Below are 23,752 nucleotides of genomic sequence, written 5' to 3'. Positions count from 1 at the left end.
CGCAAATGCCTAGGCTGGAAATCTCCTCTTGAACTCTTTTTTCACAAACCGTTGCACTTCACTTGACAATCCGCCCGTTGGGAAAGTCACCAAAGGATCGCCGGGGGACGGCTCAGGATGGACACTGCGTGTCCATATTCGCCTTACCCCCGGTCCCCCGTTACGGGGGTTATCCCTTGGGGCAGGCAGAAAATTTCCGGCGCGCAAAATCAGGAGTGCTTAGGTGCGGTTCCTCCCGGCCCTCTGGGGGCCTGCCGCTCCTAAAATTGCAGTCGGTCCAATTCCATAACTGCGCCTGAGTTTACCGAACCAACGCTCCCGGTCCGTTTTTCGCCGTAGGGGCGGCACACCGGGCCGCCCGCCGTTCTCCACCGCACAACTTGATCCCCGCCGCAGCAAAGACACTTTCAATAAGGGGGGCGCCATACTTCCGGTCATCTCCCTGCCGAATCTCACCGCAGCTCCCTCCGCTGGAGAAACACAATGGCGATCAGCGAGGTGCCAATGAGCCACAGCAGCCCCAGCGCCCAGCAGTACAGCATGGGCGGCGGCGAATCCACAAAGGCCTCCGGGGTCAGCTGAATGGAGATGCCGGTGTCGATGCCCTCAACGACCATATCCCCGTTCCAAAAGGGGGTCATGGGGTGGAGGGCATAGAGCAGGGTGCTGATGGGCCCGGGCTCTCCCGTATCGGTGGAGACCACCGTGGCCGCCGCCCCCGCAATGGGGAATCCCACCAGATAGTAGAGCGCCACCAGAATCCCCGCAGCGGCCCCGGAGCGGAAGATAAATTTCAGGCACAGGAACAGTCCGGCGGAGGCCATCCACAGGGGGAGGGCAGTCAGCATCAGCAGGGCATACTGGGACAGGATCTGGGGCAGCTGATCGATCCCTGGCAGGAAGATCCCCGCCAAAAGCAGGGCAAACAGGCTCATGGCCGCCACCAGCCCCACCCCCAGCAGGAGGGCGGTGAACAGCCGGGACAGGTACATCTGCCACCGGGGGATGCCGAACACCGCCTCGTTTTTCAGCAGAACCTGCCTGCCGTCCACCCGGGCGCTGGCCAGGTCGGCGCAGGGGACAGCCAGCACCATGCCCACAATGGCGGAATACTCGATGGTCTGAAAGAGCAGGGCGGCGTCCCCGCTTTGCGGGGGAAAGGCGCACAGCAGGGTCAGCAGGACCACACCTCCCAGCACGGAGCCGGTCAGGCCGTAGAAGCCCCAGCGCTGGCAGCGGATGCGGTAGAACTCCGCCCGGATCAGGTTTCTCATGACTCACGCCCCTTGGAACAGAAGCGGAGGGCCAGCACGGCCAGCAGAGCCAGGGCCGCGGCGATGCAGAACAGTTTTTTCATGGAACATAACCTCCTGAAATGGGAATCGGGATTTCAGCCAGCCTTCCCCCCTGAGGGGGGAAGGTGCCGAGCAAAGCGAGGCGGATGAGGGGAAGGTGGTAAGTGAAACGAACTCACCCTCATCCGTCACAGCCTTCGGCCGTGCCACCCCTACACCTTTTGGCCTTCGGCCATTTCCCCCTGACAGTGGGAATGCTTTCTGTTTTACTTGATCTCTTTCCGGGCGAACAGGGCCGCCCCCAGGGCGGTGGACACCACGGTCCAGCCCAGGCCGATGAGCCAGCACTGGCCGATCTTGGACCAGGGCAGGTCCCCCACGAGCAGCTGGTCCATGTGGTAGTTGAGGGTCAGGTGGTAGAGGGAGGTAAACATGGGATTCACATACTTTCCCAGATTGTCCAGGGCCATGGGGAGCACCATCAGAATTCCGATGTAGGAGAAGGCCGCGACGGTGGAGCTGGCAATCAGGAAATAGCAGGCCAAAGACAGGGACATGCCCCCCAGCCACAGGGGGAAAGCCCCCAGGGTATAGAAGCCCAGAGCCCGGAAGGCGTTGAGGACGCTCCGGCCCGCATCCACTCCGTACATCGCCTGGGCGTCCGCCTGGCTGGGCAGGCCCAGGAGGATCAGGCTGGCCAGGGCGTACACAAGCACCAGAACCAGGTAGAGCGCCGCCAGGACCAGCAGGGAGACCACCCACCGGGAGGCGTAGATGCGGAAGCGCCCGACGCCGAAGGACACCTCGTTTTTCAGGGTGTTGTACTTATACTGCTCGGAGAACACCATGTCCACCCCCAGGACGACCAAATAGATACCCGCGGGCAGGCCGAACAGCAGGGAGGCGACGGCAAAGGGCATATTGACCGGGTTGACGCCGCTGGCCTCGGTCTTGATCAGATACAGGCAGAAGATGACCCCCACAGAAAAGAGGGCGCACAGAATGGTGGTGATCCAAAAATAGGGCCGGTGAACCACCTTAAAGCACTCGGCCTGGATGGAGCGCAGCATCAGAATCCCTCCTTTCCGGCGGCGTGGTGGCCTCCGATGAGGGAGAGGAAGTAGTCCTCCAGGTCGCTGCTGCGCTGCTGGGCGGAGATGAGGCCCACGCCGTTTTCCAGCAGCACCCGGTTCACCGTCTGGGGCTGATCCAGGAAGGTGTACAGCCGCAGCTTGTTGTGGGGGAGCACCTCGAAGTCCCGGGTGCCCAGCTGCTCCTCCAGCACCCGGGCGGCCCGGGCCGCGTCGTCCACCGCGAGCTCCAGGCACTCCCGGCACTTCTCCCGCAAACGGTCGGCGGAGACGCTCTCCAGCACCCGGCCCTTCTCGATGAAGGCATAGTGGGTGGCCAGGGTGGACAGCTCGGAGAGGATATGGCTGGAGATCAAAATGGTGGTCTGCCGCTCTCGGTTGAGCTGGAGGAGCAGCTCCCGGAACTCCACGATGCCCTCCGGGTCCAGGCCGTTGATGGGCTCGTCCAGGAGGAGGAACTCCGGGTGGTTCATGAGGGCTAGGGCCAGCCCCAGCCGCTGTTTCATGCCTAAGGAGAAGGTCTTGAACTTCTTTTTCCCCGTGTCCGTCAGCCGCACCTGCTCCAGCGCCTCGTCCACGCACTCCTTGCCGGGGATGCCCCGCTGGATGCGGTAGTACTCCAGGTTCTGCCGGGCGGTGAGGTAGGGGTAGAAGGAGGGGATCTCCACCATGGCTCCGGTGCGGGAACGGGCCCGGGCCAGGGCGGCGGGGGTGGAGGCCCCGAACAGGGTGATCTCCCCGGCGGTGGGGTTTGACTGGCCGGAGATGAGGCGGATGAGGGTGGTCTTGCCCGCCCCGTTGCGTCCCACCAGCCCGAAAATCTGTCCCTTTTCCACGGACAGGGCGGCGTGATCCAGGGCCAGGGTGTGGCCGTACCGGCGGGTCAGGTCCCGGGTCTGTAAAATCAATTCCGACATGCAGGTTCACCTTTCTTTCCAAAGGTCGGCGGTTGCCGTTTTTCTGAGTACAGCCTTAGTATAGGGGAGAAAGGTTGATTCCCCACAAAGAAAGAATAAAGAAACTTTAAAGTTTTCCAGGGTGAAAGGTTAAGTGCGGCCGCTTTGTCAGGTCCTCTGATATACATGGACGTCAAAGCCGATCTGGACGTCCAGCGTCTCCAGGGCGGACAGCCGCGCCACCCCCTCCCTGGGGGTCTTCCAGGCGTAGGGGGTCATGCCGAACAGGGCCATGACGTCCTGGGAGCTGTCCAGGCGGATGGAGAAGCGCAGGGGGACGGCCTCCAGCCACCGGAAGCCCGGGTAGTCCTCCCGGCGCACCGCGTTTTCATAGGGCCGGGCGTACAGGACCTCTTTCATCTCCCACAGGTGCTTGGCGGAGGGGACCACATAGTAGAAGTACCCGCCGGGGCGCATCACCCGGGCAAACTCCTCCGGGCACAGGGGGGAGAACACGTTGGTGAGCAGGTCCGCCCGAGAGTCCGCCACCGGCAGGTGGTAGACAGAGGCCACGGCAAATTCCCCCTCCTTTACCCGCTTGGCCGCCCGGCGCAGGGCAAATTTGGAGATGTCTACCCCGGCCACCTCGGGAGCGCGGCCCGCCCGGGCCAGGGCCTGGAACAGCCCCTGGGTGTAGTAGCCCTCCCCGCAGCCGCTGTCCAGCAGGGCGGGGGCGGGCAGGTCCGCCGTGTCCCGCAGGGCCAGGGTGCACAGCGCCTCCCGGAGGGGAGAATAGTACCCCTTGTCCAGAAAGGCGGACCGGGCGGCCACCATGGCCTTGTCGTCCCCCGGGTTCTGGGAGTGCTTCCGGTTGGCGGGGAGCAGGTGGACATAGCCGGCGGCGGAGCGGTCAAAGCTGTGGCCGCCTGGGCAGGTGTAGGCGTGCTCCCCCCGGGTCAAGGGGGCGGAGCACAGAGGACAGCGGAAAAAACTCATGGGGCGTTCACCTCAAACGGCAAAATAGGGCTCCCGGGACGGACAGGGCCGGGGCGGTGGGGAGGGAATGGCGGAGACACCAAAAAGCTCCGCCAAACACATCAGGCGGCCACGGGGGCCGCCTGAGCTTATCAAAAACCTCTGCGAAAACGAATCAGTCCGAGTTTTGGCGGGGGAACTCGAGGGGGCGGCCACGGGGGCCGCCTGAGCGATGGAACATCCGGATTCAGCGGCTGCGGAAGGCAAAGAACCGCTGTCCAAAGTAGTTGAGAAAGACGAAAATGCCGGAGCCCGCCAGCATGGACAGGTTCCCCTGGATCTGCTGGCTCCAGCCGGTGCCGGCCAGCAGCCAGACCGTCACCGGTTTGGCGATGCCGTAGGCCAGGGCCCAGCACACGGCGATATTCAGGGCAAATCGGAGGACCACTTTCACGCCCTTCTCTTGGTTGCGGAAGGTGAAGTGCTTGTTCAGGAAGAAGCTGACCACGCTGCCCACGATGTAGTTGGCGGCGGAGGAGATCCAGTAGCCGGTGTCCCCCCAAGTGTGGAGCCCCGCCAGGTTATACAGGCCGAACATGACCCCATAGCCCACGGCGGTGTTCACCAGCCCCACCAGAATAAAGCGGAACAGGGTGGGGTCCAGCAGGGAGCGGAGCTTATCTCTCATGGTCGTTCTTTCCTCCACAGTCATCCGAGACGATATACCGGGGCCGGTCCTTGATCTCCTCGTAGATCTTGGCGATGTAGTACCCCAAAATACCCAGGCAGACCATCAATGCGCTGCCGATGAGGAGCAGGAGCAGGATGACGGTTGTAAAGCCCTCCAGGGCCTGGCCGTTGATCTTCTGCCACAGGGACCAGCACCCCAGCACCAGAGAGCACAGAAACACCAGCACCCCCAGAATGGTGACGATCTGCAGGGGCGCGGTGGAGAAGGCGGCCAGGTTGGTGACGGCGTACCGGGTGAGGCTGCGCAGGGACCACTTGGACTCCCCGGCGGCCCGGGGCTGCACCTCAAACTCCACCTGGGCGGTGTCAAAGCCGATCCAGGAGGACAGGGCCCGGAAGAAGGCGTTCTTCTCCCGCATGGCCACCAGCACATCCACCGCCCGCCGGTCCAGCAGTTTGAAGTCGGAGGCGTGGGACATGTCGATCCGGGTGGCGCCGCTTAAAAAGCGGTAGAAGGTCTTGGCGGCCAGGGTGTGGAGGGGACTCTCCTTCCCCCGGCTGATCTTGACCCCCTCCACCACCTGCCAGCCCTGCTGCCAGAGGCGGTACATCTCCAGAATCTTTTCCGGCGGGTGCTGCAAATCGCAGTCCAGCACCACGCAGCAGTCCCCTTTCGCCTGGGCCAGGCCGGCGAAGATGGCGGCCTCCTTGCCGAAGTTCCGGGAAAAGCGGATGCCCCGCACCTGGGGCCGGCGGACGGACGCCTCCTGGATGGCCCGCCAGGTGTGGTCCCGGGAGCCGTCGTTGACAAAGATCAGCTCGTGGTCGATGCCGGCCTGGGTGAGCAGATCTCCGATCACATCCGCCGCCAGGGGGACCGACTCCTCCTCATTGTAGGCGGGCAGCACCACGGACAGCCGTCCGGTGCGGAGAGATTCGGATGTCTCCATGGGATCATCTCCTGTTTTCATAGGCCAGCTCATAGTCGCTCTTGGGGGTGTATTCCTCCTGGATCTTCACCACCACCCGGCCGTCCAGCATCTGGACGCTGCCGTCGGCGGGGTAAAGGGGCATGGCCTGGAATTCCTCCGACTGGGCGACCGAGATCATGGTCTCCTCCTCCGGCTCCGCAATGGGCACGTTGAGCCAGTCGTTGAGGTAGTAGTAGATATGCTTATTGAGGGGGGCCACCGTGTCCCGGGGGACGCTGTAGTGGTCCACCAGGGCGTAGCTCTCAATGTCCGCATAGATGCGGTCGGTGGGGAAGGAGCCGATGATGAGGACCTCCTCCTCCCCGGTGTAGCCCGGGCAACTCTCAATGCGGGTGAGCAGCCGGGTGGCATAGCTGAGGGTAGCCCGGTGGGCCTGGTCGGCGGCGGTGTACAGCAGGTTGTTGATGTTGGCGCTGTACAGGGTCACCCCGGCCAGGCACAGGGCCAGGGCGCCGGAGACGGCCATGCCTCCCCGGGGCCGGGGCAGGAAGCTCAGCCCCAGGTCGGCCGCCAGCAGCACCGCCATATAGACCAGCACGTAGGCGTACTTCATAATGGGGGTGGCGTCGGAGAAGGGGGCGATGATCTGGGCAAAGCCCACCGCCAGAGGCAGCAGGGCGGCCAGAACCAGGGCCCCGACGAGCCGCCAGGGCTCCCGCCACAGGGCCCGGCGGAATACGATGGCCAGGAAGCACGCCGCAGCCAGCGCCAGGGCCAGCAGGTCCAGCCCCGCCAGCAGCGGGGTGGTGAAGGAGTTGGACCCGTTGGGCCAGAAGAAAAAGACAAAGACCTGCTTATAGGCGGAGAGGATCAGGCCAGGCAGCTGGGCGATGGGATAGCCGCTCCCGGCGTCGCTCATGCCCAGGTAGTCCAGCAGCTCCAGGTCCTTCACCGCCAGGAAAATCTGGAGGATGCCGTAGTAGAGGGCGGCCCCCACGGCCAGAAAGCCCGCCAGCCGGAAGCCCAGCCAGGCAGTCCCCTTCAGGGTGGTGCGGGCGTGGAGGCAGGCGCGCAGCACCACCAGCAGGGACAGGGCCACCGCCACCGCCGCGTAGGCCTGGTAGATCCCCATGGCCAGAGCCAGCAGAACCACTCCCCCCAGGGTCCGAAGCCAGCCCCCCTTCTTCACCAGACACACCGCCAGCACGGCCAGCAGGATGGCCAGGCAGTAGGCGGAGGCGGTGAACATGTAGAGGAAGGTGTACCCCAGACAGGGGAAGGCGGCCATGAGCACCCCGGCAAAGGCGGACAGGGCCCGGCTGTGCAGGTTCAGGGCGGTCACCACCCCCACCGCGGCCAGGGCGAGAAACACCATGGAGAAAAAGCCGATGAGGGCGGGCATCTGGGTAAAATCGTTCAAAAAAGAGGCGTAGTGGAGAAACCACCGGCCGGAGACGGTCATCTGCTGGGTGTCAAACACCCGGCTCAGGCCGTCGGAGTTGGGGATGATATTGGTAAAGGCAAACAGGTGGATCAGATATCCGGCGATAAAACAGGCCAGAAAGGCCGCCCGCCGGGTGGGAGTGATCCGCTGCCGCAGGCGGGCAAGGACACGATCAAGGGGCATGGGACGATCTCCTTCCAAACAAACAGGGGGCGGTCAGGGGCGGGGCTTCTCCTTGCCGGAGACCTCCTCCATCTGGATGCGCCACACCCCGGTGCGGGGCAGGCTCTTGGCAATGGCCCGGTCAAAGTTGTCCCCGGCCATGTTGGCGGGGGTGAGTTTTTCGCACAGGGCCCGAAGGGCGGAGATTTTCTCCGCCTCCTCCGTCACTTCGGCGGCGGTCCCGATCACATTGGCGGACTGAAAGTAGGTGGTGAATTTGTCCTGGGCCGCCTGGTTGGAGGCCACAAAGGAGACGCACACCCGGGGACTGCGCCTCAGGCAGTCCAGCTTGGTCCCCTCCAGGGCGCAGTGGAAGTACAGCGTGTCCCCCAGGCGCACCAGAGACAGGGGGACGCAGTAGGGCGCTCCCCCCTCCCCGGCCATGGCGGCCACGCCGTATTCACAGCGGTCGATCACATCATAGGCAAAGGCCCGATCCCGTTCCCGGTCTTTTCGTCTCATATTAAGGCTGCTCCTTTTTGCGCTCTTCCGACAGGAAGGTCATCAGATCATGGTAAAAAGCCTCGGGCGTCTCCTGGAAGCGCTCCGCCAGAGCCCGCCCCTTCTCCTGGGAGGGATAGAGGAACTTCAGCTCCATCAGCGGGCCGCCGTCGTCGGCAAAAAACAGGCGCACGGTGCAGGTGCCGTCCGGATGGGGCTCCACCCCCGTCTGGACCTGGGCCGCCCGCTTCAGCGCCCCGTTGAGTTTTCCAAGGTTCTCGTCGCAGTGCATGCGCACCGAGTAGGGCAGGCTGCTCTCGCAGATCTCGCTGTTGCGCCGCCCCTTCTCCGTGATGGCATAGACCTGGCCGGTCTGCTCCAGATGGCCGGTCTCCACCAGGTGGCCCACCACCTCGGTGAGGGAGAAGTAGTCCACCCCAGCGTCGCACAGAGCCACGTCCAGCAGCTGATTGAACGTGACCGGTGCGGCGGTGCGGGACATGATATAGAGAACCAGCAGCTTGAGATCCAGTTCGTTTTGGATGAATCCAGTTCGGGCCATACAAAACCTCCTGCAGCGTCAGGTGGATGGGGACGCGGGCATCTGCCCAGCTTTTTTATTATACCGAAAAAGGGGGCAAAGGACAACCCCTCTTTGCCCCTCCGCCGCCGCACCATTTTTTCCGTCTCTCATAGTATGGAGCGTACCCCAAAATCCAACCGGCGGGGCTCTGCTCCGCCTCGGCAACATCTTAGGAGGGACTTACCTATGCCGGAAAAGGTCGTGCCCGGCCCCGTCAGCGAGGACCGCTGCATTCGGGAGGCCGTGTGCATACACACCAAGAAAATCTTTGACTCCTGCAAGGACAAAGACTGCATCGAGGACCTGCGGGTCTACCCCACCCGGGGCTGCCAGGAGGTCATTGACCGGGCGGTGTCGGTGAAGGCGGGCTGCGCCGAGCTGCTGTACGCCTACATCGACGTGGAGCCGGTCACCTTCAACCGGGGGTTCTACACGGTGGATGTGCGGTACTTCTACCGCATCACCGCCGACGCCTTCGTGGGGGCCGCCCGGCCGGTGGAGATCAGCGGCCTGGCCGTCTTTGACAAGCGGGTCATCCTGTTCGGCAGCGAGGGGAGCGCCAAGGTGTTCTCCTCTCTGGGCCAGGAGAAGGCCCTGGATGTGCAGAACCTGCCCACCCGCAGCCTGCCCACCGCGGTGGTGGAGTCGGTGGACCCCATCATCCTCAGCATGAAGCTGGTGGATGTGTGCGAGTGCCGTCCCTGCGACTGCTGCTGCGAGATTCCCCCGTCCATCTGTGCCTGCTTCCCGGAGGAGCTGGTGATGGGGGGCGACGTACACCGCCTGTACGTCACCCTGGGCCAGTTCTCCATCATCCGCATGGAGCGGGACACCCAGCTGCTCATCCCCGCCTACGACTACTGCCTGCCGGAGAAGGAGTGCGCCTGCCAGGGCGCCGAGTGCGGCGAGGACCCCTGCGAGATCTTCCGCAAGGTGCAGTTCCCGGTGGACGAATTCTTCCCCCCCAACAGCGTGGCCCCTAAGACGGCTGCCAGCTATCAGGAGGCCCGCAGCGGCTGCTGCGGCCTATAATAAGTGTGGGAGACGGCAAAAGCCGTCTCCCATATTTTACATCAGGGGCGCGAAGATGCGCAGAATGTTCCGGTAGAGCTGAATGATGGGGTTGAAATACTTCCGCTGGCGCAGGGAGATGCGCTGGCACACCCGCAGGGTCTCCTCGAAGTCCCGGCGGATATCCTGGATGCAGGGGGCCTCGCACAGCCACACGCCGTCCTCAAAGTGGAGAAACAGGCTGCGGTAGTCCAGATTCACCGTCCCCACCGTGGCGAAGCGGTCGTCCACCACGAAGTTCTTGGCGTGGATAAAGCCGGGGGTGTACTCATAGATGCGCACCCCCGCCTCCAGCAGGGGCGGGTAGTGGGCCCGGGTGACCTCGAACACATACCGCTTGTCCGGGATGTGGGGGGTGATGATCCGCACGTCCACCCCGGACTTGGCCGCGTTGCACAGGGCGGTGTTGGTGGCCACGTCGATGACCAGATAGGGGGTGGTGATATAGATATACTTCCTGGCCTTGCCGATCATGTTCAGATAAACCGCCTGGCCCACCGCCTCCCGGTCCAGAGGGGTGTCGGTGTAGGGCTGGACGTATCCGGTCCAGGGACGGGCGGAGGCGGGCTCCGGGCGGAAGTGGTGGAACTCCTCCTCCCAGCCGCAGCAGTGGTCCCACATGGTGAGGAACATCACCGCCATGGACCACACCGCGTCCCCCTCCAGCAGAATGGCACTGTCCTTCCAGTGGCCGAAGCGCTCCCGCCGGTTGATATACTCGTCAGCCAGGTTGATGCCCCCGGTGAAGCCCACCTTGCCGTCGATGATCAGGAATTTCCGGTGGTCCCGGTTGTTGAAGCGCAGGGACATCACCGGCACAAAGCGGTTGAACACCCGGCACTGGATGCCCCGGGCGGCCATCTGCTCGTTGTAGTCCCGGGGAAGGGTAAACATGCAGCCCATGTCGTCGTAGATGAGGCGCACCTCCACCCCCTGGGCTGCCTTCTCCTCCAGGATCTCCAGCACGCTGTCCCAGAAGACGCCTGGCTGGATGATGAAATACTCCAGGAAAATATACCGCTCCGCCTTCCGCAGCTCCTCCAGCATCCGGGGAAAGACCAGATCCCCCACCGGGAAATACTCGGTCTCCGTGTTGGTGTAGGCGGGGCAGTGGGCAAAGTCCTCCAAGTACCGGGCCTGCCCCGCGGCGTCCTCCCCCAGGGTGAGCAGGTCGTCCGCCTTAAAGTCCTCCCGCAGATTCTCCTCCGACTGCTCGGCGATGCGCTTCATCCGGCGGCTGGTGCGCTGGGGGATCTGTCCGCCGCCCACCAGCAGATAGAAGATGCCCCCGAACACGGGGAAGGGGAGCACCAGCAGCAGCCAGGCGATCTTATATGCGGGCTCCATGCGGCTCCCCACGATCAGCAGGGCCGCCGCCACGCTCAGAAAGATAAAAAACCAGTACAGACCGGTGGTGTGCTCCGAGAAGAAGCCCACCATCAGCATCAGCGCCACCACCTGCGCAATCAGGGACAGGCCCACAAACACTGACCGATGAAACAGGATATACAGCAGTTTCTTCACTGCGCACTCACCTTCTTTCCACGCTGCGCCGGGGTTTTGGGATCAGATCAGCTTGGTCAGGGTACAGGAGATGCTGTCCCCCTCCAGGAGGATGGTCCCGTAGCTGGTGCGGCTGGCCCCGGGGTTCATCACCCACAGGCCATCCTCCAGCTGCTGGCAGTAGGCCCTGTGGGTGTGGCCGAAGAGGAGAATGTCCACGCCGGACTTCCGGGCCTCCCCAATGGCCAGGTCATAGCCCCCCTTCACCCTCCACAGGTGGCCGTGGGAGAGCAGGATGTCCCTCCCCTGGAGGGTGATCCGCTTGATGGCGGGGGCGGTGGTCCAGCCATCGCAGTTGCCGGGGACCATGCAGATGGGGAGCGTCTGGAAGCGCCAGGACAGCTCCTCCGCATCGCCCATCAGGTCCCCCAGATGGATGACCTGGTCGGGCTTCTCCTCCTCGATGGCCTGGACCATGCCGGAGAGGAAGCGGTGGGAATCGGAAAAAACAAGGATCTTCATATTGTCACCTTACCTGTCCCGCCGCATATACTGAAACGGAACATTAGAATAGGAGTGAATGGGATATGCAGGGTCAACATTCCAAACAGCCCGCCTCCTCCGCCCAAATGGAGGAGGCTCTGGGCAAGCACCGCCAGGCCATTGCCCACCTGGCCCAGTCCGGAGACGCCCAGAAGCTGGTATCCATGCTGAAGCAGACCGGCGGGGTCCAGCAGGCGGCTCAGGCCGCCGCACAGGGGGACGCCTCCCAGCTGATGGGCATGATGAATCAACTGATGAGCACCAAGGAGGGTGCGGCGCTGGTGGAGCGCCTGCGCCGTCAGGCAGAGGAGTCCGGTCTGTCCTGATGAAGAGCGCCGGAGAGGGGGATCGGATATGGGCGAGCTGGAGGAAAAACTGAATACCATCCTGGGGGACCCGGCGGCCATGGGCCAGATCATGGCCCTGGCCCAGTCCCTGGGCAAGTCCGATCCGCCCCCCTCTCCGGCAAACGGGGATGAGGACGGCGGCGAACCCGGCTGGGAGCGGGCCGGGGCGGCTCCCGACTCCCCCGCCCCATCGGAGGCCGGGGGCGAAAATCCCCTGGCCGCCCTCTCCTCCCTGGACCCCAGGCTGCTCCAGATGGGGATGCGGCTGTGGCAGGAGTACCAGGGGGGCGACGAGCGCACCACCGACCTGCTCCAGGCGCTGCGCCCCTTCCTGCGGAAGGAACGGCAGGCCAAGCTGGACCGGGCGGTGCAGCTGGCCAAACTGTCCCATGTGATCCGGGTGGCCCTCCAGGTTCTGGGTGAGAAGGGAGAGGACCGCCATGTATAATCGTTATATCCCCAACGGCGCGTCCTATACCCGTGTGCGCGTGGAGGAGCCCGTGGGATCCAGCCCCGGCGCGACCCAGGCAAAGGAACCGCATCAGAAGGCCCGCCCCGGGGACCAGCGCTCCCAGCACACCGGCCGCCCCGGTTCGAGCGGACCCGCAGGCTTCTCCCTCCCCTCCTTTCTCACGGGAGAGGGGGGCTCCGGGGGGCTGGGCGGCCTGCTGAAGGCCCTGAAGCTGGAGGACCTGGACAGCGGGGATCTGCTGCTCCTGCTCATCGTCCTGCTCCTGCTGTGGGAGGGGGACGACCTGGAGCTGGTCATCGCCCTGGGGCTGGTGCTCATCCTGGGCCTGGGGGACAAGGAAGCGGAACCGTAGGGCGTGACCACTGGGCACACCGCCCTACAAAAACCGGAACGGCGCGCCGGGTCGTCGCGCCCTGCAAGAAATGGCGGGGTTGGATTATGGGACGGCGGGGGCAAGCCCCCGCCCCAGGCTGTCGAAAAAGTCCAAGGACTTTCCCGACAGCCTGCAAAAATGCCGTTACTTTCCCGCCGCGCAGCGGCGGAAAAGTCCTCGCTGCGCTCGCTGAACGCCTTGTCGTACAAGGCATTCAGGGCATTCGATCCCACTCGAGGCGGGCTGCCGCCCCCTCGAGCTCCCCCGCTAACACTCGGGCTGATTCGTCTTAACAGAGGTTTTCGGCAAACTGCGGCGGGGGCAAGCCCCCGCCCTACGGTATTCTGCCAACCTGGTAGGACGGGGGCTTGCCCCCGCCGGATTCATACCTCACATCAGGAGAGGGCGTGCAGCACCTGCCCGTCGGGCAGGGCAAAGGAGGCGGTGGCCGGGCAGGGGGTCTGAACCTGGCCGTAGGCGGTCATGCGGTAGACCAGAGCGCCGTTCACCTCCCGCTCGGCGGAGATAAGCAGGCCGTTGTCGGTACTGATCCAGTACCGTTCCAGGGCGCCGTCCTCCCCCTGCACCTCCACAAAGACGCTGGGGAAGGTCCCTTTGAGCTCATAGCCGGTGCCGGTAATGGACGCCGCATCCAGCTCCAGCACCGTCTCATAGGTGGGGATGTGCTGGCTGAGGTCGGCGGAGCGCGCGTCCGCCGGGAAGGAGTTCCAGGTGGACGATCCCTCGTACCAGTAGTAGGCGGTTTCCGCCCCCACAAGGTCGTGGCGCACCGCCCCGGAGGCCAGGGTCTGACGGATATGGGACCAGCCGGAGTCCTCCCAATACTGGACCGTGGAGGAGTAAGAGCCTCCAGACCACAGGGTCTCCACCGTCAGTTCCCGGTAGTAGCTGTCCGGACGGGAGAGGGTGGCCACCACGCTCTGCACCGTCTCCGGGGTGACGGCCACCTGCCAGTACTGGTCCCCCTCCTGGCCGCCGGAGCCGCCGGAGGAGGAGCTCCCCGCCCCGTCCACGTCGGCCAGGGTGATGGAGGGGATCTGGACAAAGAACAAACTGCGGCCAAAGCTGGCGAAGATGGCCACCACGATCAGACAGGTGATGGCCAGGGCGATGGCCAGGCGTTTTTTTGAGTCCAAATCCTCACCTCCTTATATGGGACATGCCCGGACGATCACCCCTGAAATTCCTCCGGGGGCGTCTGGCGCAGTCCGAAGCGCCACTCGATGGCATCGGCGATGCGGCGGCAGGCCTGGCCGTCCCCGTAGGGATTGACCGCGTGGGCCATGGCGGCGTAGGCGCTCTCGCTGGTGAGCAGCTCGCTGGCCAGGGAGAAGATGGTCTCCTCCTCCACACCGGCCAGTTTCACTGTGCCCGCCTGGACGGCCTCGGGCCGCTCGGTCTCCCGACGCAGGACCAGCACCGGCTTGCCCAGGGCGGGGGCCTCCTCCTGAAGGCCGCCCGAGTCGGTCATCACCAGGTGGCAGCGGGCCATCAGGTTGTGCATCTCGTCCACCGCCAGCGGGGCGATGAGGTGGATGCGGGGGTGGCCGTCCAGATACTTGTGGGCGGCCTCCTGGACCACCGGGGACAGGTGGACCGGGTAGACCAGCTCCGTGTCCGGGAAGGCGTCGGCGATGCGGCGCAGGGCGGTCATAATGTTGGTCATAGGCTGACCGTAGTTCTCCCGGCGGTGGCAGGTGACCAGGATCACCCGGCGGTTCTGGTAGTCCAGGCGGTTGAGAACCTCCTCCTGGAAGGTGAAGCGCTCCTTCACCGTGGTCTGAAGGGCGTCGATCACCGTGTTTCCGGTGAGGAACACCCCGGTTTTGATGTTCTCCCGGGCCAGGTTGTCCCGGTTGGTGACGGTGGGGCAGAAGTGCAGGTCGGCGATGGCCCCCACCATCTTCCGGTTCATCTCCTCCGGGAAGGGGGACCACTTGTCATAGGTGCGCAGGCCGGCCTCCACATGGCCTACCGGGATCTGGTGGTAGAAGGCGGACAGGGCGCCGGCGAAGGTGGTGGAGGTGTCCCCGTGGACCAGCACCAGGTCGGGCCTGGCCTCGTCCAGCACGCCGTCCATGCCCAGCAGGCACTTGGAGGTGATGGTGGACAGGGTCTGCCTCGGCTCCATGATGTTCAGGTCGTAGTCGGGCTTGAGATGGAAAATCTCCAGCACCGAGTCAAGCATTTCCCGGTGCTGGGCGGTGACGCAGCACAGGGCCCGGATGTTCTCCCGCCGGGAGAGCTCCAGAGCCAGGGGGGCCATTTTGATGGCCTCCGGCCGGGTGCCGAAGATGGTCATAACCGTAACAGGCTTCATTTGTCGGATCGCTCCTCTTCTCCGAAGAAATAGTCGCTTCCCGCCACATCAGAGGGCGGATTGTGCAGCTTCCGGGGCTTGGCCCCCCCGCGCCCCTGGGGCGGCCGGGCGCCGTCCTGGTCCCTGTGGTTCATCCGGTCCAGGTACAGCTTGGCGGCCATCCCGCCGGCCACGCACAGGGCCATCAGCACCACCATGGCCCGGACCACGTTGGTGGTGGTGAGCACCACGGCGGACAGGCCCAGGATGGCGCTGATGACATAGAGCACCGCCACCGCCTGCTTCTGGTTGAAGCCCATGTCGATGAGCCGGTGGTGAATGTGGCCCCGGTCGGGGGCCATGGGGCTCTGGCCGTGGGACACCCGGCGCAGAATGGCAAAGCAGGTGTCGAAGATGGGCAGACCCAGCATCAGGAAGGGCACCGCGAAGGAGATGATGGCGTAGGACTTGAACAGCCCCTCGATGGACACGGTGGCCAAAATGAAGCCCAAAAAGGTGGAGCCTGTGTCCCCCATGAAAATCTTGGCCGGGTTCAGGTTGTAGGGCAGAAAGCCGATGCACCCGCCGGCCAGGGCGGCCATGAGCAGGGCCACGTCGGGCTCGGCCACCGTCAGGGCGATGACCAGCATGGTCATGGAGCTGATGGTGGACACCCCGCAGGCCAGGCCGTCCAGGCCGTCGATCAGGTTGACGGCGTTGGTGATGCCCACGATCCAGAACACCGAGATGGGGATGGACAGAAATCCCAGGTTCCAATAGGGGTTGCTGCTGAAGATATTGGGGTTGGACAGCACCTCGATCTGGTTGCCCATGAGCACCGCCACGCTGGCCGCGGCGATCTGCACCAGCAGCTTGGGCAGGGCGGGCAGGGCATAGATGTCGTCGAAGATGCCCAAAATGACGATGATCACCGCCCCCAGCAGCATCCCCCGCAGAGGGGCGTCCAGGGGGACGAAAATCAGGGCGCTGAGGATAAAGCCGAAAAAGATGGCCAGCCCCCCCATCCGGGGAATGGGGTGGTTGTGCATCCGGCGGTTGTCCCTGGGGACGTCCACCGCCCCCACCCGAAAAGCCAGGGTGCGCACCACCGGGGTGGTGATAAAGGCCACAATGGCGGCGGTGAGCAGGGCGGCCGCCACCGCGCCGATGACAGAGATCTGTACAGGCATAGAAGTTCCTCTTTGTATTTTCTTTATTTTCCCCGAAGGGAGAAAATAAAATCTTACCGGGCCACGAAGCCCACCTTTTTATAGACCTTCCGCAGGGTCTTGTTGGCCACATAGGAGGCCTTCTCCGCCCCGGCCTTGTAGACACTCTCCAGATAGGCCTTGTCCTTCAGGATGCGGCTGGCCTCCTCCCGGATGGGGCGCAGGGTCTCCACCACAGCCTCACCCACAGCGGGCTTGAAGGCGCCGTAGCCCTGGCCGTCGAACTCGGCCTCGATCTCCTCAAAGGTCTTGCCGGTGACGGCGGAGTAGATGGCCATGAGGTTGGACACGCCGGGCTTCTCCTCCGGGGCATAGCGGACGCACTTCTCCGTGTCGCTGTCGGTGACCGCCCGCTTGAACTTGCGCAGAATGTCCTCCGGCTTCTCCATCAGATAGATGGAGCCGTTGGGGTCCTTGTCCGACTTGGACATCTTGCTGCCGGGGTCGCTCAGGGACATGACCCGGGCGCCCACCTTGGGGATGTAGGGCTCGGGCACCTTGAACACGTCGCCGTAGATATGGTTGAACCGCTCGGCCACGTCCCGGGTGAGCTCCACGTGCTGCTTCTGGTCGTTGCCCACGGGGACAAAGTCGGGCCGATAGAGCAGGATGTCCGCCGCCATGAGGGCGGGGTAGGTGAACAGTCCGCCGTTGATGTTGTCGGCATTCTTGGCCGACTTGTCCTTGAACTGGGTCATGCGGCTGAGCTCGCCGAACATGGTGTAGCAGTTGAGCACCCAGCCCAGCTCCGCGTGGGCGGGGACATGGGACTGGATGAACAGGGTGTTCTTCTCCGGGTCCAGGCCGCAGGCGATGTACTGGGCCAGCTGCTCCAGGGTGCGGCGGCGCAGGGCGGCGGGGTCCTGCCGCACGGTGATGGAGTGCATATCCGCCATAAAATAGTAGTTGTCAAACTCATCCGTGCGCTCCACCCAGTTCTTGATGGCCCCCAGATAGGAGCCCAGGGTCAGGTCCCCGCTGGGCTGGATGCCGGAGAGCATGACTTTCTTCTGCTGAGTTTCCACAATCCACACAACCTTCTCAGGAAATTTCCAAATTTGATTTCAGGTCCCTGCACCGGCGTTTCTGCCGGCACTCATACTGATACAGCATAGCACAATTTTCCCCCGAAGGCAATGGACGTCGGGGGAATTTCATGGTTTCGTTACATTTTCCGCCCGCGTTTTCCCCTCCCATTGGACCACTTGACATTCCCCGCGGCTGCGCTATGATGGAGGGGAGAAAATTTGTTTGGAAAGGGTGGGTATTGATGCGCCAGTTTCCCATTGCAGTGATCCAGATGGCCTCCGGACAGGACCCGGAGGAGAATCTTCAGGCCCTGTCCGCCTTCGTCCGGGAGGCGGCCCGGCGGGGGGCCAGGGCGGCCGCCCTGCCCGAGAGCGTCTCCTACCGGGGGGTGGAAATGGACCGGTACGCCGAGGAGGTGCCCGGCGGCCCCACTTTCCAGTGTCTGTCCGCCCTGGCCCGGGAGACCGGGCTGTGGCTCCACGGGGGCAGCATCTACGAAAAAAATCCCCAGGGGGGACGGCCCTACAACTGCACCATGGTGATCCGGCCAGACGGCACCCTGGCGGCCAAATACCGCAAGCTCCATCCCTTTGATGTGACTGTCCCCGGGGGCGGCCAAATGCGGGAGTCCAGCCAGATCTGCCCCGGGGACGCCATCGTCACCGTGGAGACCGGGGAGCTGGGCACCTGGGGGCTGTCCGTCTGCTATGACCTGCGCTTCGGGGAGCTCTACCGCCTCATGGCCCTGGAGGGGGCCCAGGTGCTGTTCGTCCCCGCCAACTTCACCTTAAACACCGGAAAGGACCACTGGGAGGTCCTCCTTCGGGCCCGGGCCATTGAAAACGGCTGCTATGTGGTGGCCCCGGAGCAGTTCGGCCCCGGGCCGGAGTTCCCCGCCTACGGCCGCTCCATGGTGGTGGACCCCTGGGGCAATGTGGTGGCCCAGGCCCCCGACCGCCCTGGCGTCACCCTGGCGGACATCGACCTGGACTACGTGGATGAGATCCGCCGGAAGGTGGGGACCCTGTCCAACCGCCGCACCGACCAGTACCGCCTGGAGCGGGTGTAAAGGCACTCACCCGCCGCTCCGGGACAGGTCCAGTCCCCGCTCTCCCACCTGGACGCTCCCGTCCTTCAGGGAGATGTAGGGGGAGAAGGAGACCGTCTCCCCCTGATAAGTCAGCTCCACCGTCACGTCCGAGAAGATGTCGCTGATGTTGCACTGGACCAGGAAGGGCTCACAGACGGGGGCCTCATAGACCAGGGCGGACTGGTCGGTCTGGATGTCGTTTTTGTACAGGGCCAGGGACATGTCCGGGTACCGGGGGATGATGAGATAGTATTCCCCGGGGGAAAAGTAGTGGATGGGCAGGTCCCCGCTGTCCAGATAGCGCTGGGTGTAGTAGGACAGGTCCTCCATCTCCTCAAAGCCCAGATAGGCCGCGGCGTAGAGCTGGTCCCCGGTGAAGGGGATGGAGTCTTGCCTGCTGGGAGGCTCGGATTCCGGTTCCTCCTCCAGGGGGACAGAGCTCTCCCCCTCTGTGTTCGGCAGCTCCTCCTGGACGGACAAGCCCTCCTGGGGCGTGGAAGATGCGCCCCCTCCCGGGGCCGGAGCCCCGCAGCCGGACAGCAGGGTCCCCAGAACTGCCAGCAGAAAAACCATGCGTTTCATCATCAAAAGCTCCTTTCAAACGGCGCAGTCCCTCTGCCGGTGTAGACGAACAGAGAGAGAAAAGGTTCCCCGCAGAGGCGCGCTTGGGGTTTCTCTTGCAAAACAGGGCAAAATCCCCTATAATCAGTATACCTGAATCTGAGTGAAATTGGAAATTGGGAATCTCCTGATTCCGGCGCTCAAACCATAGACGTGGAGGGAAAAGACATGGCATTGGACATGAAGTATTTTGAGGAGATGGAGGCCAAGATCCCCAAGGGGAAGGTCCGCACCCGGTTCGCCCCCTCTCCCACCGGCTATATGCACGTGGGCAACCTGCGCACCGCCCTGTACACCTGGCTCATCGCCCGGCACAACCAGGGCACCTTTATTCTGCGCATTGAGGACACCGACCAGACCCGGCAGGTGGAGGGCGCCACCGAGGTGATCTACCGCACCCTGGCCGAGTGCGGCCTGGACCACGACGAAGGGCCCGACGTGGGCGGCCCCGTGGCCCCCTATATCCAGACCGAGCGGCGGGACACCTACGGCAAGTATGCCCGCCTGCTGGTGGAGAAGGGCCACGCCTACTACTGCTTCTGCGAAAAAACCGAGTCGGAGGAGGACGCCGGCGAATTCGACCGCCCCGACGACCCCTGCCGCACCCTGGACCCCCAGGAGGCCCAGGCCCGGGTGGACGCCGGCGAGCCCTACGTGATCCGCCAAAAAATTCCCCACGAGGGGACTACCACCTTCCACGACGCCATCTTCGGGGACATCACCGTGGAGAACAAGACCCTGGACGACCAGGTGCTCATCAAGCGGGACGGCCTGCCCACCTACAACTTCGCCAACGTGGTGGACGACCACCTGATGGGCATTACCCACGTGGTTCGGGGCAGCGAGTACCTGTCCTCCGCCCCCAAGTACGACCTGCTGTACCAGGCCTTCGGCTGGGAGGTGCCCACCTACGTCCACTGCTCCCCCGTCATGCGGGACGCCCACAACAAGATGTCCAAGCGCCACGGGGACCCCTCCTATGAGGATCTGAAGGCCCAGGGCTACCTCACCCAGGCCATTCTGAACTATGTGGCCCTGCTGGGCTGGTCCCCCAAGGGGGAGCTGGCGGAGCAGGAGATCTTCTCCCTGAAAGAGCTGGTGGACGCTTTCGAGCTCTCCGGCGTGTCCAAGTCCCCCGCCATCTTCGACATTGACAAGCTCACCCACTTCAACGCCCTCTATCTGCGCTCCATGGCCCCGGAGGAGTTCGCCCAGGTGGCCGAGCCCTATATCCGCCAGAGCGTCAAGAACCCCGATCTGAACGCGGCGGAGATCGCCGCCCTGCTCCAGGCCCGGTGCGAGAAGCTCACCGACATCCCGGAGAAGGTGGACTTCTTCGACGCGCTGCCCGACTACGACGTGAACCTGTTCGCCAACAAGAAGTCCAAGTCCACCCTGGACTCCTCCAAGGAGATGCTCTCCGCCGCCATCGGCATGCTGGCCAACCTGCCCTCCTGGAGCGAGACTATGATCCACGACAGCCTGGTGGGGCTGGCTGAGGGCCTGGGTGTGAAGAACGCCCTGCTCATGTGGCCGGTGCGCATCGCCGCCGCCGGCAAGGCGGTCACCCCCGGCGGAGCGGTGGAGATCTGCCACATCCTGGGCCGGGAGGAGACCGTCCGGCGGCTGAAGGTGGGACTGGAGAAGCTCTCCCAGTAATCTAATTGATACCAAAAGCCTGCGGGCGGGGGGCGGCCCCCGCCCGTTTTTTACAGACAGTTCCCGCCGCTTGGGCGGCAAAATCCCCCAATTTATAGAAAAGGAGCGATCTCCATGCGGGTGTGCATTCTCATGGGCAGCCCCCGAAAGAACGGAAACACCAACGCCCTGCGCCTCCCCTTCCAGGACGAGCTGGAACAGCTGGGCCACACCGTGACCACCCACTGGCTGTACGACCTGGACATCCGCCCCTGCACCGCCTGCCGCACCTGTCAGAGGGACTGGAGTGGGATGAGCTGCGCCATCCGGGACGACGCGCCCCGGCTGGCGGAGGCAATTTTACAAAGCGATCTCCTGGTGCTGGCCACCCCCATCTACTCCTGGTACTGCACGCCCCCCATGAAGGCCCTGCTGGACCGGCTGGTGTACGGCCTGTGCAAGTACTACGGGGAGGAGAAGGGGCCCTCCCTCCTCCGGGGCAGGCGGGCGGCCATCCTCACCACCTGCGGCTACCGCCCCGAAAAAGGGGCCGACCTGTTTGAAGAGGGGATCCGCCGCTACTGCAAGCACACCGGCATGATCTACGCCGGAATGCTGGCGGAGCGGCACCTGGGCTATGACGTCCCGTTCATGGATGAGGAAAAGGAAGGGCATGCCCGGGCCTTTTCCCGGACGCTGTGCGCCGGATTCTGAGGGAAGCACCCAGACACCTCCGGCCGCCGTGCCGCATAGCATGGACTGATCGGAGGGATTAAATTTGGAATCCATGGAGACGACTGTCTTTCAGGCTGAGGTTCTGGAGGTCCGGAACTGCCAGCTTCTGGTCTGCGACTGCCGCACCCGGCAGACCGTTCTGGTCCACACCCAGCGGGCCTGCTGCTTCTCCCGGGGCGACTGTGTGGAGATCGAACACAGCGGGGCCATGACCATGAGCCTCCCGCCCCAGGTCAGCGCCCTGTGCATTTCCCGGGTCTGCCGCTGACCCCAAAGCCCTCCGCCTGGAGGGCTTTTTTAGACTGTCGAAAAAGTGGCTTAGCCACTTTTTCGAGCAGGGCTGCACGAAATTTTGTCTTCGATGTCGTCGTCGCAAGCTACGGATCGCTCGCATCCGGGTAAACCCGAATGCTCGTTCCCTCCGCTGCGCCTCCTCTCCCAGAAAACCATAAATGATTTTCTGGGAACCCGGAAATTGTCGGTCAAAATTTCGTGAGGGGTGTCATTTCCGAGGCGCATCCCCCAGGGGACCTTCTCTTGCCCCTTCGGGGCAATTCACCTTGTGTCCTCGGAAATGACGAGATTGAATTTTATTCCGCCGTCTGCGGACGGCGGAACTCCTTGCAGGAGGGCTTTTTCTTCCCTCCCAACGGATTTTTCAATGAGGTGATCGCCATGCAGAACAATTCCCAAGCCCCCGCCGCCATCGCCCACATCGCTGGAGCGCCGGGCTCCCCCCTCTCCGGGCTGGTCTCCTTCTTCCCCCAGGAGCGGGGCGTCCTGGTCACCGCCCAGATCCACGGCCTCCCCCACGAGGACGGCCCCTGTGCCTCCCGGGTCTTCGGCTTCCACATCCACGAGGGGGACGCCTGCACTCCCCCGGACTTTGAGAGCGCCGGCGGCCATTTCGACCTGGAGGGGTGCGAGCACCCCCACCACGCCGGGGACCTGCCGCCCCTGTTCGGCTGCGGCGGGGACGCCTATCTCAGCGTCCTCACCGACCGGTTTGCCATCCCGGACATTCTGGGCCGCACCGTGGTCATCCACCAGGACCCGGACGACTTCGCCACCCAGCCCTCCGGCCACGCGGGGGCCCGCATCGGCTGCGGCGTCATCCGGGCCTTTTGAAACACAGAAGCGGCCGCTCCTTGGCGGCCGCTTCCGCTTTTCTATCCGTTTTCACTCCACGTCCAGTGTTCCAAATCGGTACTGGTACAGAAGACATACCGGTTTTCCTCGGAGGTCTCCCCCCAGACCATCACCGGAAAGCAGACCTCCCCATCCTGAATCTGGGGACCATATGCGTCCATCACACTCCCCTGGTACTCCTCTGGAATGGGGAGCTCCAGCAGGTTCCAGCTCGCCCCACCGTCCTGGGTCCAGAAAATCTCCGGCCCCGTGGTCTGAAAGTGCCGGGAACAGACAAAGCCCACCTGATCGTTTAAAAATCCCCCGCCGTACACGTCGGACACCGGGCTGGGGTCGCTGGCGGTGAGGGCCCAGCTCTCTCCCCCGTCGCCGGACAGCAGCACCCGGCACTGGCTCACCCCCGCGCTGGGCCCGCTCCAGGTCACCGTCCACTGCGTCCCGTCCGAAGCGGTCCCCCAGAGAGCCGGGAGACCGGTGTCACTGTCCTCCCTCTCCGGGGACCGGGCCGGGTAGTCCCGCAGGGCGTCGTCCGCCGCCATCACGGCCACGGTCTGCCCCGAGGCATCCCGCACCTCAAAGGTGCCGTCCGCCCGCTCATACCCCTCCAGGGGATGGAGCTCAAGCAGGGCCAGGTCCTCCGCTTCGCTGTCCGCCGCCCCGGTCGGCCCGCAGCCCGCCAGGGCAAACACCGCCGCCCCCAGCAGCAGCCCGGCGGCCAGGCGGCGGCTCCAATGTTTCTGTCTCATATCCGTTCGTTCTCCCTCTGCGCCGCACTGCCCCCTAACGCGGGCACGGGCGCTGTCGTATTACGTCAACCAAAGAATACACCGGCCATACCGGCCATTTCTTCTCATTTGCGTGACAAAAGAATTGCAAAATTGTCACAAATTCGGGCGTTTCATCCGCCAGGCATTTCAAAAACAGGGATGCCCCTGTGGCATCCCTGTTCAAATTTGCATCATTCCCTTCGCCAGCAGCCAGCCCAGCCCCATGCACCCGGGGAAGGTGCACAGCCAGGCCAGGGCGGTGGACCGGGCCACCCCCCAGTCCGCCCGCCTCCCTC

General features: G+C 64.0%; 26 protein-coding genes. 9 read left to right on the top strand and 17 right to left on the bottom strand.

Annotated elements, in window-relative coordinates; all coding sequences use genetic code 11:
- Positions 1-452: 452 nt before the first annotated feature.
- From H6B31_RS13310 to H6B31_RS13270, 9 genes are all read right to left on the bottom strand, one after another.
- On the bottom strand, positions 453-1,274 hold the full coding sequence (locus H6B31_RS13310; RefSeq protein ID WP_204898958.1) for an ABC transporter permease: 822 nt from the start codon (positions 1,272-1,274) through the stop codon (positions 453-455).
- 287 nt (positions 1,275-1,561) lie between these two features.
- Complete coding sequence (locus H6B31_RS13305) at positions 1,562-2,365, bottom strand: ABC transporter permease (RefSeq protein WP_204898957.1); 804 nt, start codon at positions 2,363-2,365, stop codon at positions 1,562-1,564.
- Positions 2,365-3,303, bottom strand: coding sequence for an ABC transporter ATP-binding protein (locus tag H6B31_RS13300; RefSeq protein WP_204898956.1), 939 nt, complete (start codon positions 3,301-3,303; stop codon positions 2,365-2,367). The genes H6B31_RS13305 and H6B31_RS13300 overlap by 1 nt, the downstream gene beginning before the upstream one ends.
- A 147-nt stretch (positions 3,304-3,450) precedes the next feature.
- Complete coding sequence (locus H6B31_RS13295) at positions 3,451-4,278, bottom strand: putative RNA methyltransferase (RefSeq protein WP_204898955.1); 828 nt, start codon at positions 4,276-4,278, stop codon at positions 3,451-3,453.
- A gap of 226 nt (positions 4,279-4,504) precedes the next feature.
- Positions 4,505-4,945, bottom strand: a complete 441-nt coding sequence (locus H6B31_RS13290) for a GtrA family protein (protein ID WP_204898954.1) — start codon at positions 4,943-4,945, stop codon at positions 4,505-4,507.
- Positions 4,935-5,897 (bottom strand): glycosyltransferase family 2 protein, encoded by a 963-nt coding sequence (locus tag H6B31_RS13285; protein ID WP_204898953.1) that lies wholly within the window; start codon positions 5,895-5,897, stop codon positions 4,935-4,937. Before H6B31_RS13285 ends, H6B31_RS13290 begins: the two co-directional genes overlap by 11 nt.
- A gap of 4 nt (positions 5,898-5,901) precedes the next feature.
- Positions 5,902-7,506, bottom strand: coding sequence for a glucosyltransferase domain-containing protein (locus H6B31_RS13280; protein WP_204898952.1), 1,605 nt, complete (start codon positions 7,504-7,506; stop codon positions 5,902-5,904).
- Between the two features lie 33 nt (positions 7,507-7,539).
- A complete protein-coding gene (locus H6B31_RS13275) occupies positions 7,540-8,007 on the bottom strand; it encodes a pyridoxamine 5'-phosphate oxidase family protein (protein WP_204898951.1) in 468 nt (155 codons plus the stop codon).
- Position 8,008: 1 nt separating this feature from the next.
- Positions 8,009-8,548, bottom strand: a complete 540-nt coding sequence (locus H6B31_RS13270; protein WP_204898950.1) for a DUF4364 family protein — start codon at positions 8,546-8,548, stop codon at positions 8,009-8,011.
- A 207-nt stretch (positions 8,549-8,755) separates the two neighbouring features.
- Here H6B31_RS13270 and H6B31_RS13265 point away from each other — a divergent pair, with 207 nt between their 5' ends.
- On the top strand, positions 8,756-9,601 hold the full coding sequence (locus H6B31_RS13265; RefSeq protein ID WP_204898949.1) for a hypothetical protein: 846 nt from the start codon (positions 8,756-8,758) through the stop codon (positions 9,599-9,601).
- Positions 9,602-9,637: 36 nt separating this feature from the next.
- Here H6B31_RS13265 and cls read toward each other — a convergent pair whose 3' ends face one another.
- Together cls and H6B31_RS13255 are read right to left on the bottom strand one after the other, a co-directional pair.
- Positions 9,638-11,164, bottom strand: a complete 1,527-nt coding sequence (gene cls / locus H6B31_RS13260) for a cardiolipin synthase (RefSeq protein ID WP_204898948.1) — start codon at positions 11,162-11,164, stop codon at positions 9,638-9,640.
- Positions 11,165-11,206: 42 nt separating this feature from the next.
- The gene (locus H6B31_RS13255; RefSeq protein WP_204898947.1) at positions 11,207-11,665 is read right to left on the bottom strand and encodes a metallophosphoesterase family protein; all 459 of its coding nucleotides are present in this window, start codon (positions 11,663-11,665) and stop codon (positions 11,207-11,209) included.
- A 65-nt stretch (positions 11,666-11,730) separates the two neighbouring features.
- On the opposite strand from H6B31_RS13255, the gene H6B31_RS13250 reads away from it, so the two are divergent.
- Genes H6B31_RS13250 through H6B31_RS13240 form a run of 3 tightly spaced genes read left to right on the top strand, consistent with a single transcriptional unit; the run spans position 11,731 to position 12,857 of the window.
- Positions 11,731-12,012, top strand: coding sequence for a hypothetical protein (locus H6B31_RS13250; RefSeq protein WP_243419053.1), 282 nt, complete (start codon positions 11,731-11,733; stop codon positions 12,010-12,012).
- Between the two features lie 28 nt (positions 12,013-12,040).
- Positions 12,041-12,481: a hypothetical protein gene (locus H6B31_RS13245; protein ID WP_204898946.1), complete on the top strand. Its 441-nt coding sequence runs from the start codon at positions 12,041-12,043 to the stop codon at positions 12,479-12,481.
- Positions 12,474-12,857: a hypothetical protein gene (locus tag H6B31_RS13240; protein WP_204898945.1), complete on the top strand. Its 384-nt coding sequence runs from the start codon at positions 12,474-12,476 to the stop codon at positions 12,855-12,857. Before H6B31_RS13245 ends, H6B31_RS13240 begins: the two co-directional genes overlap by 8 nt.
- 416 nt (positions 12,858-13,273) lie before the next feature.
- Here H6B31_RS13240 and H6B31_RS13235 read toward each other — a convergent pair whose 3' ends face one another.
- The 4 genes from H6B31_RS13235 to trpS are packed head-to-tail and all read right to left on the bottom strand — an operon-like array spanning position 13,274 to position 17,455.
- Positions 13,274-14,035 carry a hypothetical protein gene (locus H6B31_RS13235; RefSeq protein WP_204898944.1) on the bottom strand — a complete coding sequence of 254 codons (762 nt, stop codon included), beginning with the start codon at positions 14,033-14,035 and terminating at the stop codon, positions 13,274-13,276.
- A gap of 35 nt (positions 14,036-14,070) precedes the next feature.
- Positions 14,071-15,219 (bottom strand): non-hydrolyzing UDP-N-acetylglucosamine 2-epimerase, encoded by a 1,149-nt coding sequence (gene wecB, locus H6B31_RS13230; protein WP_204898943.1) that lies wholly within the window; start codon positions 15,217-15,219, stop codon positions 14,071-14,073.
- On the bottom strand, positions 15,216-16,388 hold the full coding sequence (locus H6B31_RS13225; protein ID WP_204898942.1) for an MraY family glycosyltransferase: 1,173 nt from the start codon (positions 16,386-16,388) through the stop codon (positions 15,216-15,218). Before H6B31_RS13225 ends, wecB begins: the two co-directional genes overlap by 4 nt.
- 53 nt (positions 16,389-16,441) lie before the next feature.
- Positions 16,442-17,455: a tryptophan--tRNA ligase gene (trpS, locus tag H6B31_RS13220; protein ID WP_346014083.1), complete on the bottom strand. Its 1,014-nt coding sequence runs from the start codon at positions 17,453-17,455 to the stop codon at positions 16,442-16,444.
- Positions 17,456-17,697: 242 nt separating this feature from the next.
- On the opposite strand from trpS, the gene H6B31_RS13215 reads away from it, so the two are divergent.
- Positions 17,698-18,525 carry a carbon-nitrogen hydrolase family protein gene (locus H6B31_RS13215; RefSeq protein WP_204898941.1) on the top strand — a complete coding sequence of 276 codons (828 nt, stop codon included), beginning with the start codon at positions 17,698-17,700 and terminating at the stop codon, positions 18,523-18,525.
- A 6-nt stretch (positions 18,526-18,531) separates the two neighbouring features.
- Here the strand turns inward: H6B31_RS13215 and H6B31_RS13210 are convergent, their stop codons facing one another.
- A complete protein-coding gene (locus H6B31_RS13210; RefSeq protein ID WP_204898940.1) occupies positions 18,532-19,128 on the bottom strand; it encodes a hypothetical protein in 597 nt (198 codons plus the stop codon).
- Between the two features lie 207 nt (positions 19,129-19,335).
- Between H6B31_RS13210 and gltX the strand changes: the two genes are divergently transcribed.
- The 4 genes from gltX (at position 19,336) to H6B31_RS13190 (ending at position 22,668) form a co-directional block, all read left to right on the top strand.
- Positions 19,336-20,826 carry a glutamate--tRNA ligase gene (gltX, locus tag H6B31_RS13205; protein ID WP_204898939.1) on the top strand — a complete coding sequence of 497 codons (1,491 nt, stop codon included), beginning with the start codon at positions 19,336-19,338 and terminating at the stop codon, positions 20,824-20,826.
- A gap of 114 nt (positions 20,827-20,940) precedes the next feature.
- Positions 20,941-21,519: a flavodoxin family protein gene (locus H6B31_RS13200; protein ID WP_204898938.1), complete on the top strand. Its 579-nt coding sequence runs from the start codon at positions 20,941-20,943 to the stop codon at positions 21,517-21,519.
- Between the two features lie 64 nt (positions 21,520-21,583).
- Positions 21,584-21,808: a hypothetical protein gene (locus tag H6B31_RS13195; RefSeq protein WP_204898937.1), complete on the top strand. Its 225-nt coding sequence runs from the start codon at positions 21,584-21,586 to the stop codon at positions 21,806-21,808.
- Between the two features lie 407 nt (positions 21,809-22,215).
- On the top strand, positions 22,216-22,668 hold the full coding sequence (locus H6B31_RS13190; RefSeq protein WP_204898936.1) for a superoxide dismutase family protein: 453 nt from the start codon (positions 22,216-22,218) through the stop codon (positions 22,666-22,668).
- A 41-nt stretch (positions 22,669-22,709) separates the two neighbouring features.
- Here the strand turns inward: H6B31_RS13190 and H6B31_RS13185 are convergent, their stop codons facing one another.
- Entirely contained in the window at positions 22,710-23,435 is a 726-nt protein-coding gene (locus tag H6B31_RS13185; RefSeq protein ID WP_204898935.1) for a WD40/YVTN/BNR-like repeat-containing protein, read from the bottom strand.
- Positions 23,436-23,752 lie beyond the last annotated feature (317 nt).

The organism is Pseudoflavonifractor capillosus (assembly GCF_016899775.1).
In the GTDB taxonomy this organism is placed as follows: domain Bacteria; phylum Bacillota; class Clostridia; order Oscillospirales; family Oscillospiraceae; genus Lawsonibacter.
The sequence above is the reverse complement of the archived record's forward strand: the minus strand, read 5'-3'. Positions and strand labels throughout refer to the sequence as shown.

Coding starts and splice junctions, on each gene's coding strand:
- H6B31_RS13310 (WP_204898958.1), bottom strand. CDS start 1,274: ATGAGAAACCTGATCCGGGCGGAGTTCTACCGCATCCGCTGCCAGCGC.
- H6B31_RS13305 (WP_204898957.1), bottom strand. CDS start 2,365: ATGCTGCGCTCCATCCAGGCCGAGTGCTTTAAGGTGGTTCACCGGCCC.
- H6B31_RS13300 (WP_204898956.1), bottom strand. CDS start 3,303: ATGTCGGAATTGATTTTACAGACCCGGGACCTGACCCGCCGGTACGGC.
- H6B31_RS13295 (WP_204898955.1), bottom strand. CDS start 4,278: ATGAGTTTTTTCCGCTGTCCTCTGTGCTCCGCCCCCTTGACCCGGGGG.
- H6B31_RS13290 (WP_204898954.1), bottom strand. CDS start 4,945: ATGAGAGATAAGCTCCGCTCCCTGCTGGACCCCACCCTGTTCCGCTTT.
- H6B31_RS13285 (WP_204898953.1), bottom strand. CDS start 5,897: ATGGAGACATCCGAATCTCTCCGCACCGGACGGCTGTCCGTGGTGCTG.
- H6B31_RS13280 (WP_204898952.1), bottom strand. CDS start 7,506: ATGCCCCTTGATCGTGTCCTTGCCCGCCTGCGGCAGCGGATCACTCCC.
- H6B31_RS13275 (WP_204898951.1), bottom strand. CDS start 8,007: ATGAGACGAAAAGACCGGGAACGGGATCGGGCCTTTGCCTATGATGTG.
- H6B31_RS13270 (WP_204898950.1), bottom strand. CDS start 8,548: ATGGCCCGAACTGGATTCATCCAAAACGAACTGGATCTCAAGCTGCTG.
- H6B31_RS13265 (WP_204898949.1), top strand. CDS start 8,756: ATGCCGGAAAAGGTCGTGCCCGGCCCCGTCAGCGAGGACCGCTGCATT.
- H6B31_RS13255 (WP_204898947.1), bottom strand. CDS start 11,665: ATGAAGATCCTTGTTTTTTCCGATTCCCACCGCTTCCTCTCCGGCATG.
- H6B31_RS13250 (WP_243419053.1), top strand. CDS start 11,731: ATGCAGGGTCAACATTCCAAACAGCCCGCCTCCTCCGCCCAAATGGAG.
- H6B31_RS13245 (WP_204898946.1), top strand. CDS start 12,041: ATGGGCGAGCTGGAGGAAAAACTGAATACCATCCTGGGGGACCCGGCG.
- H6B31_RS13240 (WP_204898945.1), top strand. CDS start 12,474: ATGTATAATCGTTATATCCCCAACGGCGCGTCCTATACCCGTGTGCGC.
- wecB (WP_204898943.1), bottom strand. CDS start 15,219: ATGAAGCCTGTTACGGTTATGACCATCTTCGGCACCCGGCCGGAGGCC.
- H6B31_RS13225 (WP_204898942.1), bottom strand. CDS start 16,388: ATGCCTGTACAGATCTCTGTCATCGGCGCGGTGGCGGCCGCCCTGCTC.
- H6B31_RS13215 (WP_204898941.1), top strand. CDS start 17,698: ATGCGCCAGTTTCCCATTGCAGTGATCCAGATGGCCTCCGGACAGGAC.
- H6B31_RS13210 (WP_204898940.1), bottom strand. CDS start 19,128: ATGAAACGCATGGTTTTTCTGCTGGCAGTTCTGGGGACCCTGCTGTCC.
- gltX (WP_204898939.1), top strand. CDS start 19,336: ATGGCATTGGACATGAAGTATTTTGAGGAGATGGAGGCCAAGATCCCC.
- H6B31_RS13200 (WP_204898938.1), top strand. CDS start 20,941: ATGCGGGTGTGCATTCTCATGGGCAGCCCCCGAAAGAACGGAAACACC.
- H6B31_RS13190 (WP_204898936.1), top strand. CDS start 22,216: ATGCAGAACAATTCCCAAGCCCCCGCCGCCATCGCCCACATCGCTGGA.
- H6B31_RS13185 (WP_204898935.1), bottom strand. CDS start 23,435: ATGAGACAGAAACATTGGAGCCGCCGCCTGGCCGCCGGGCTGCTGCTG.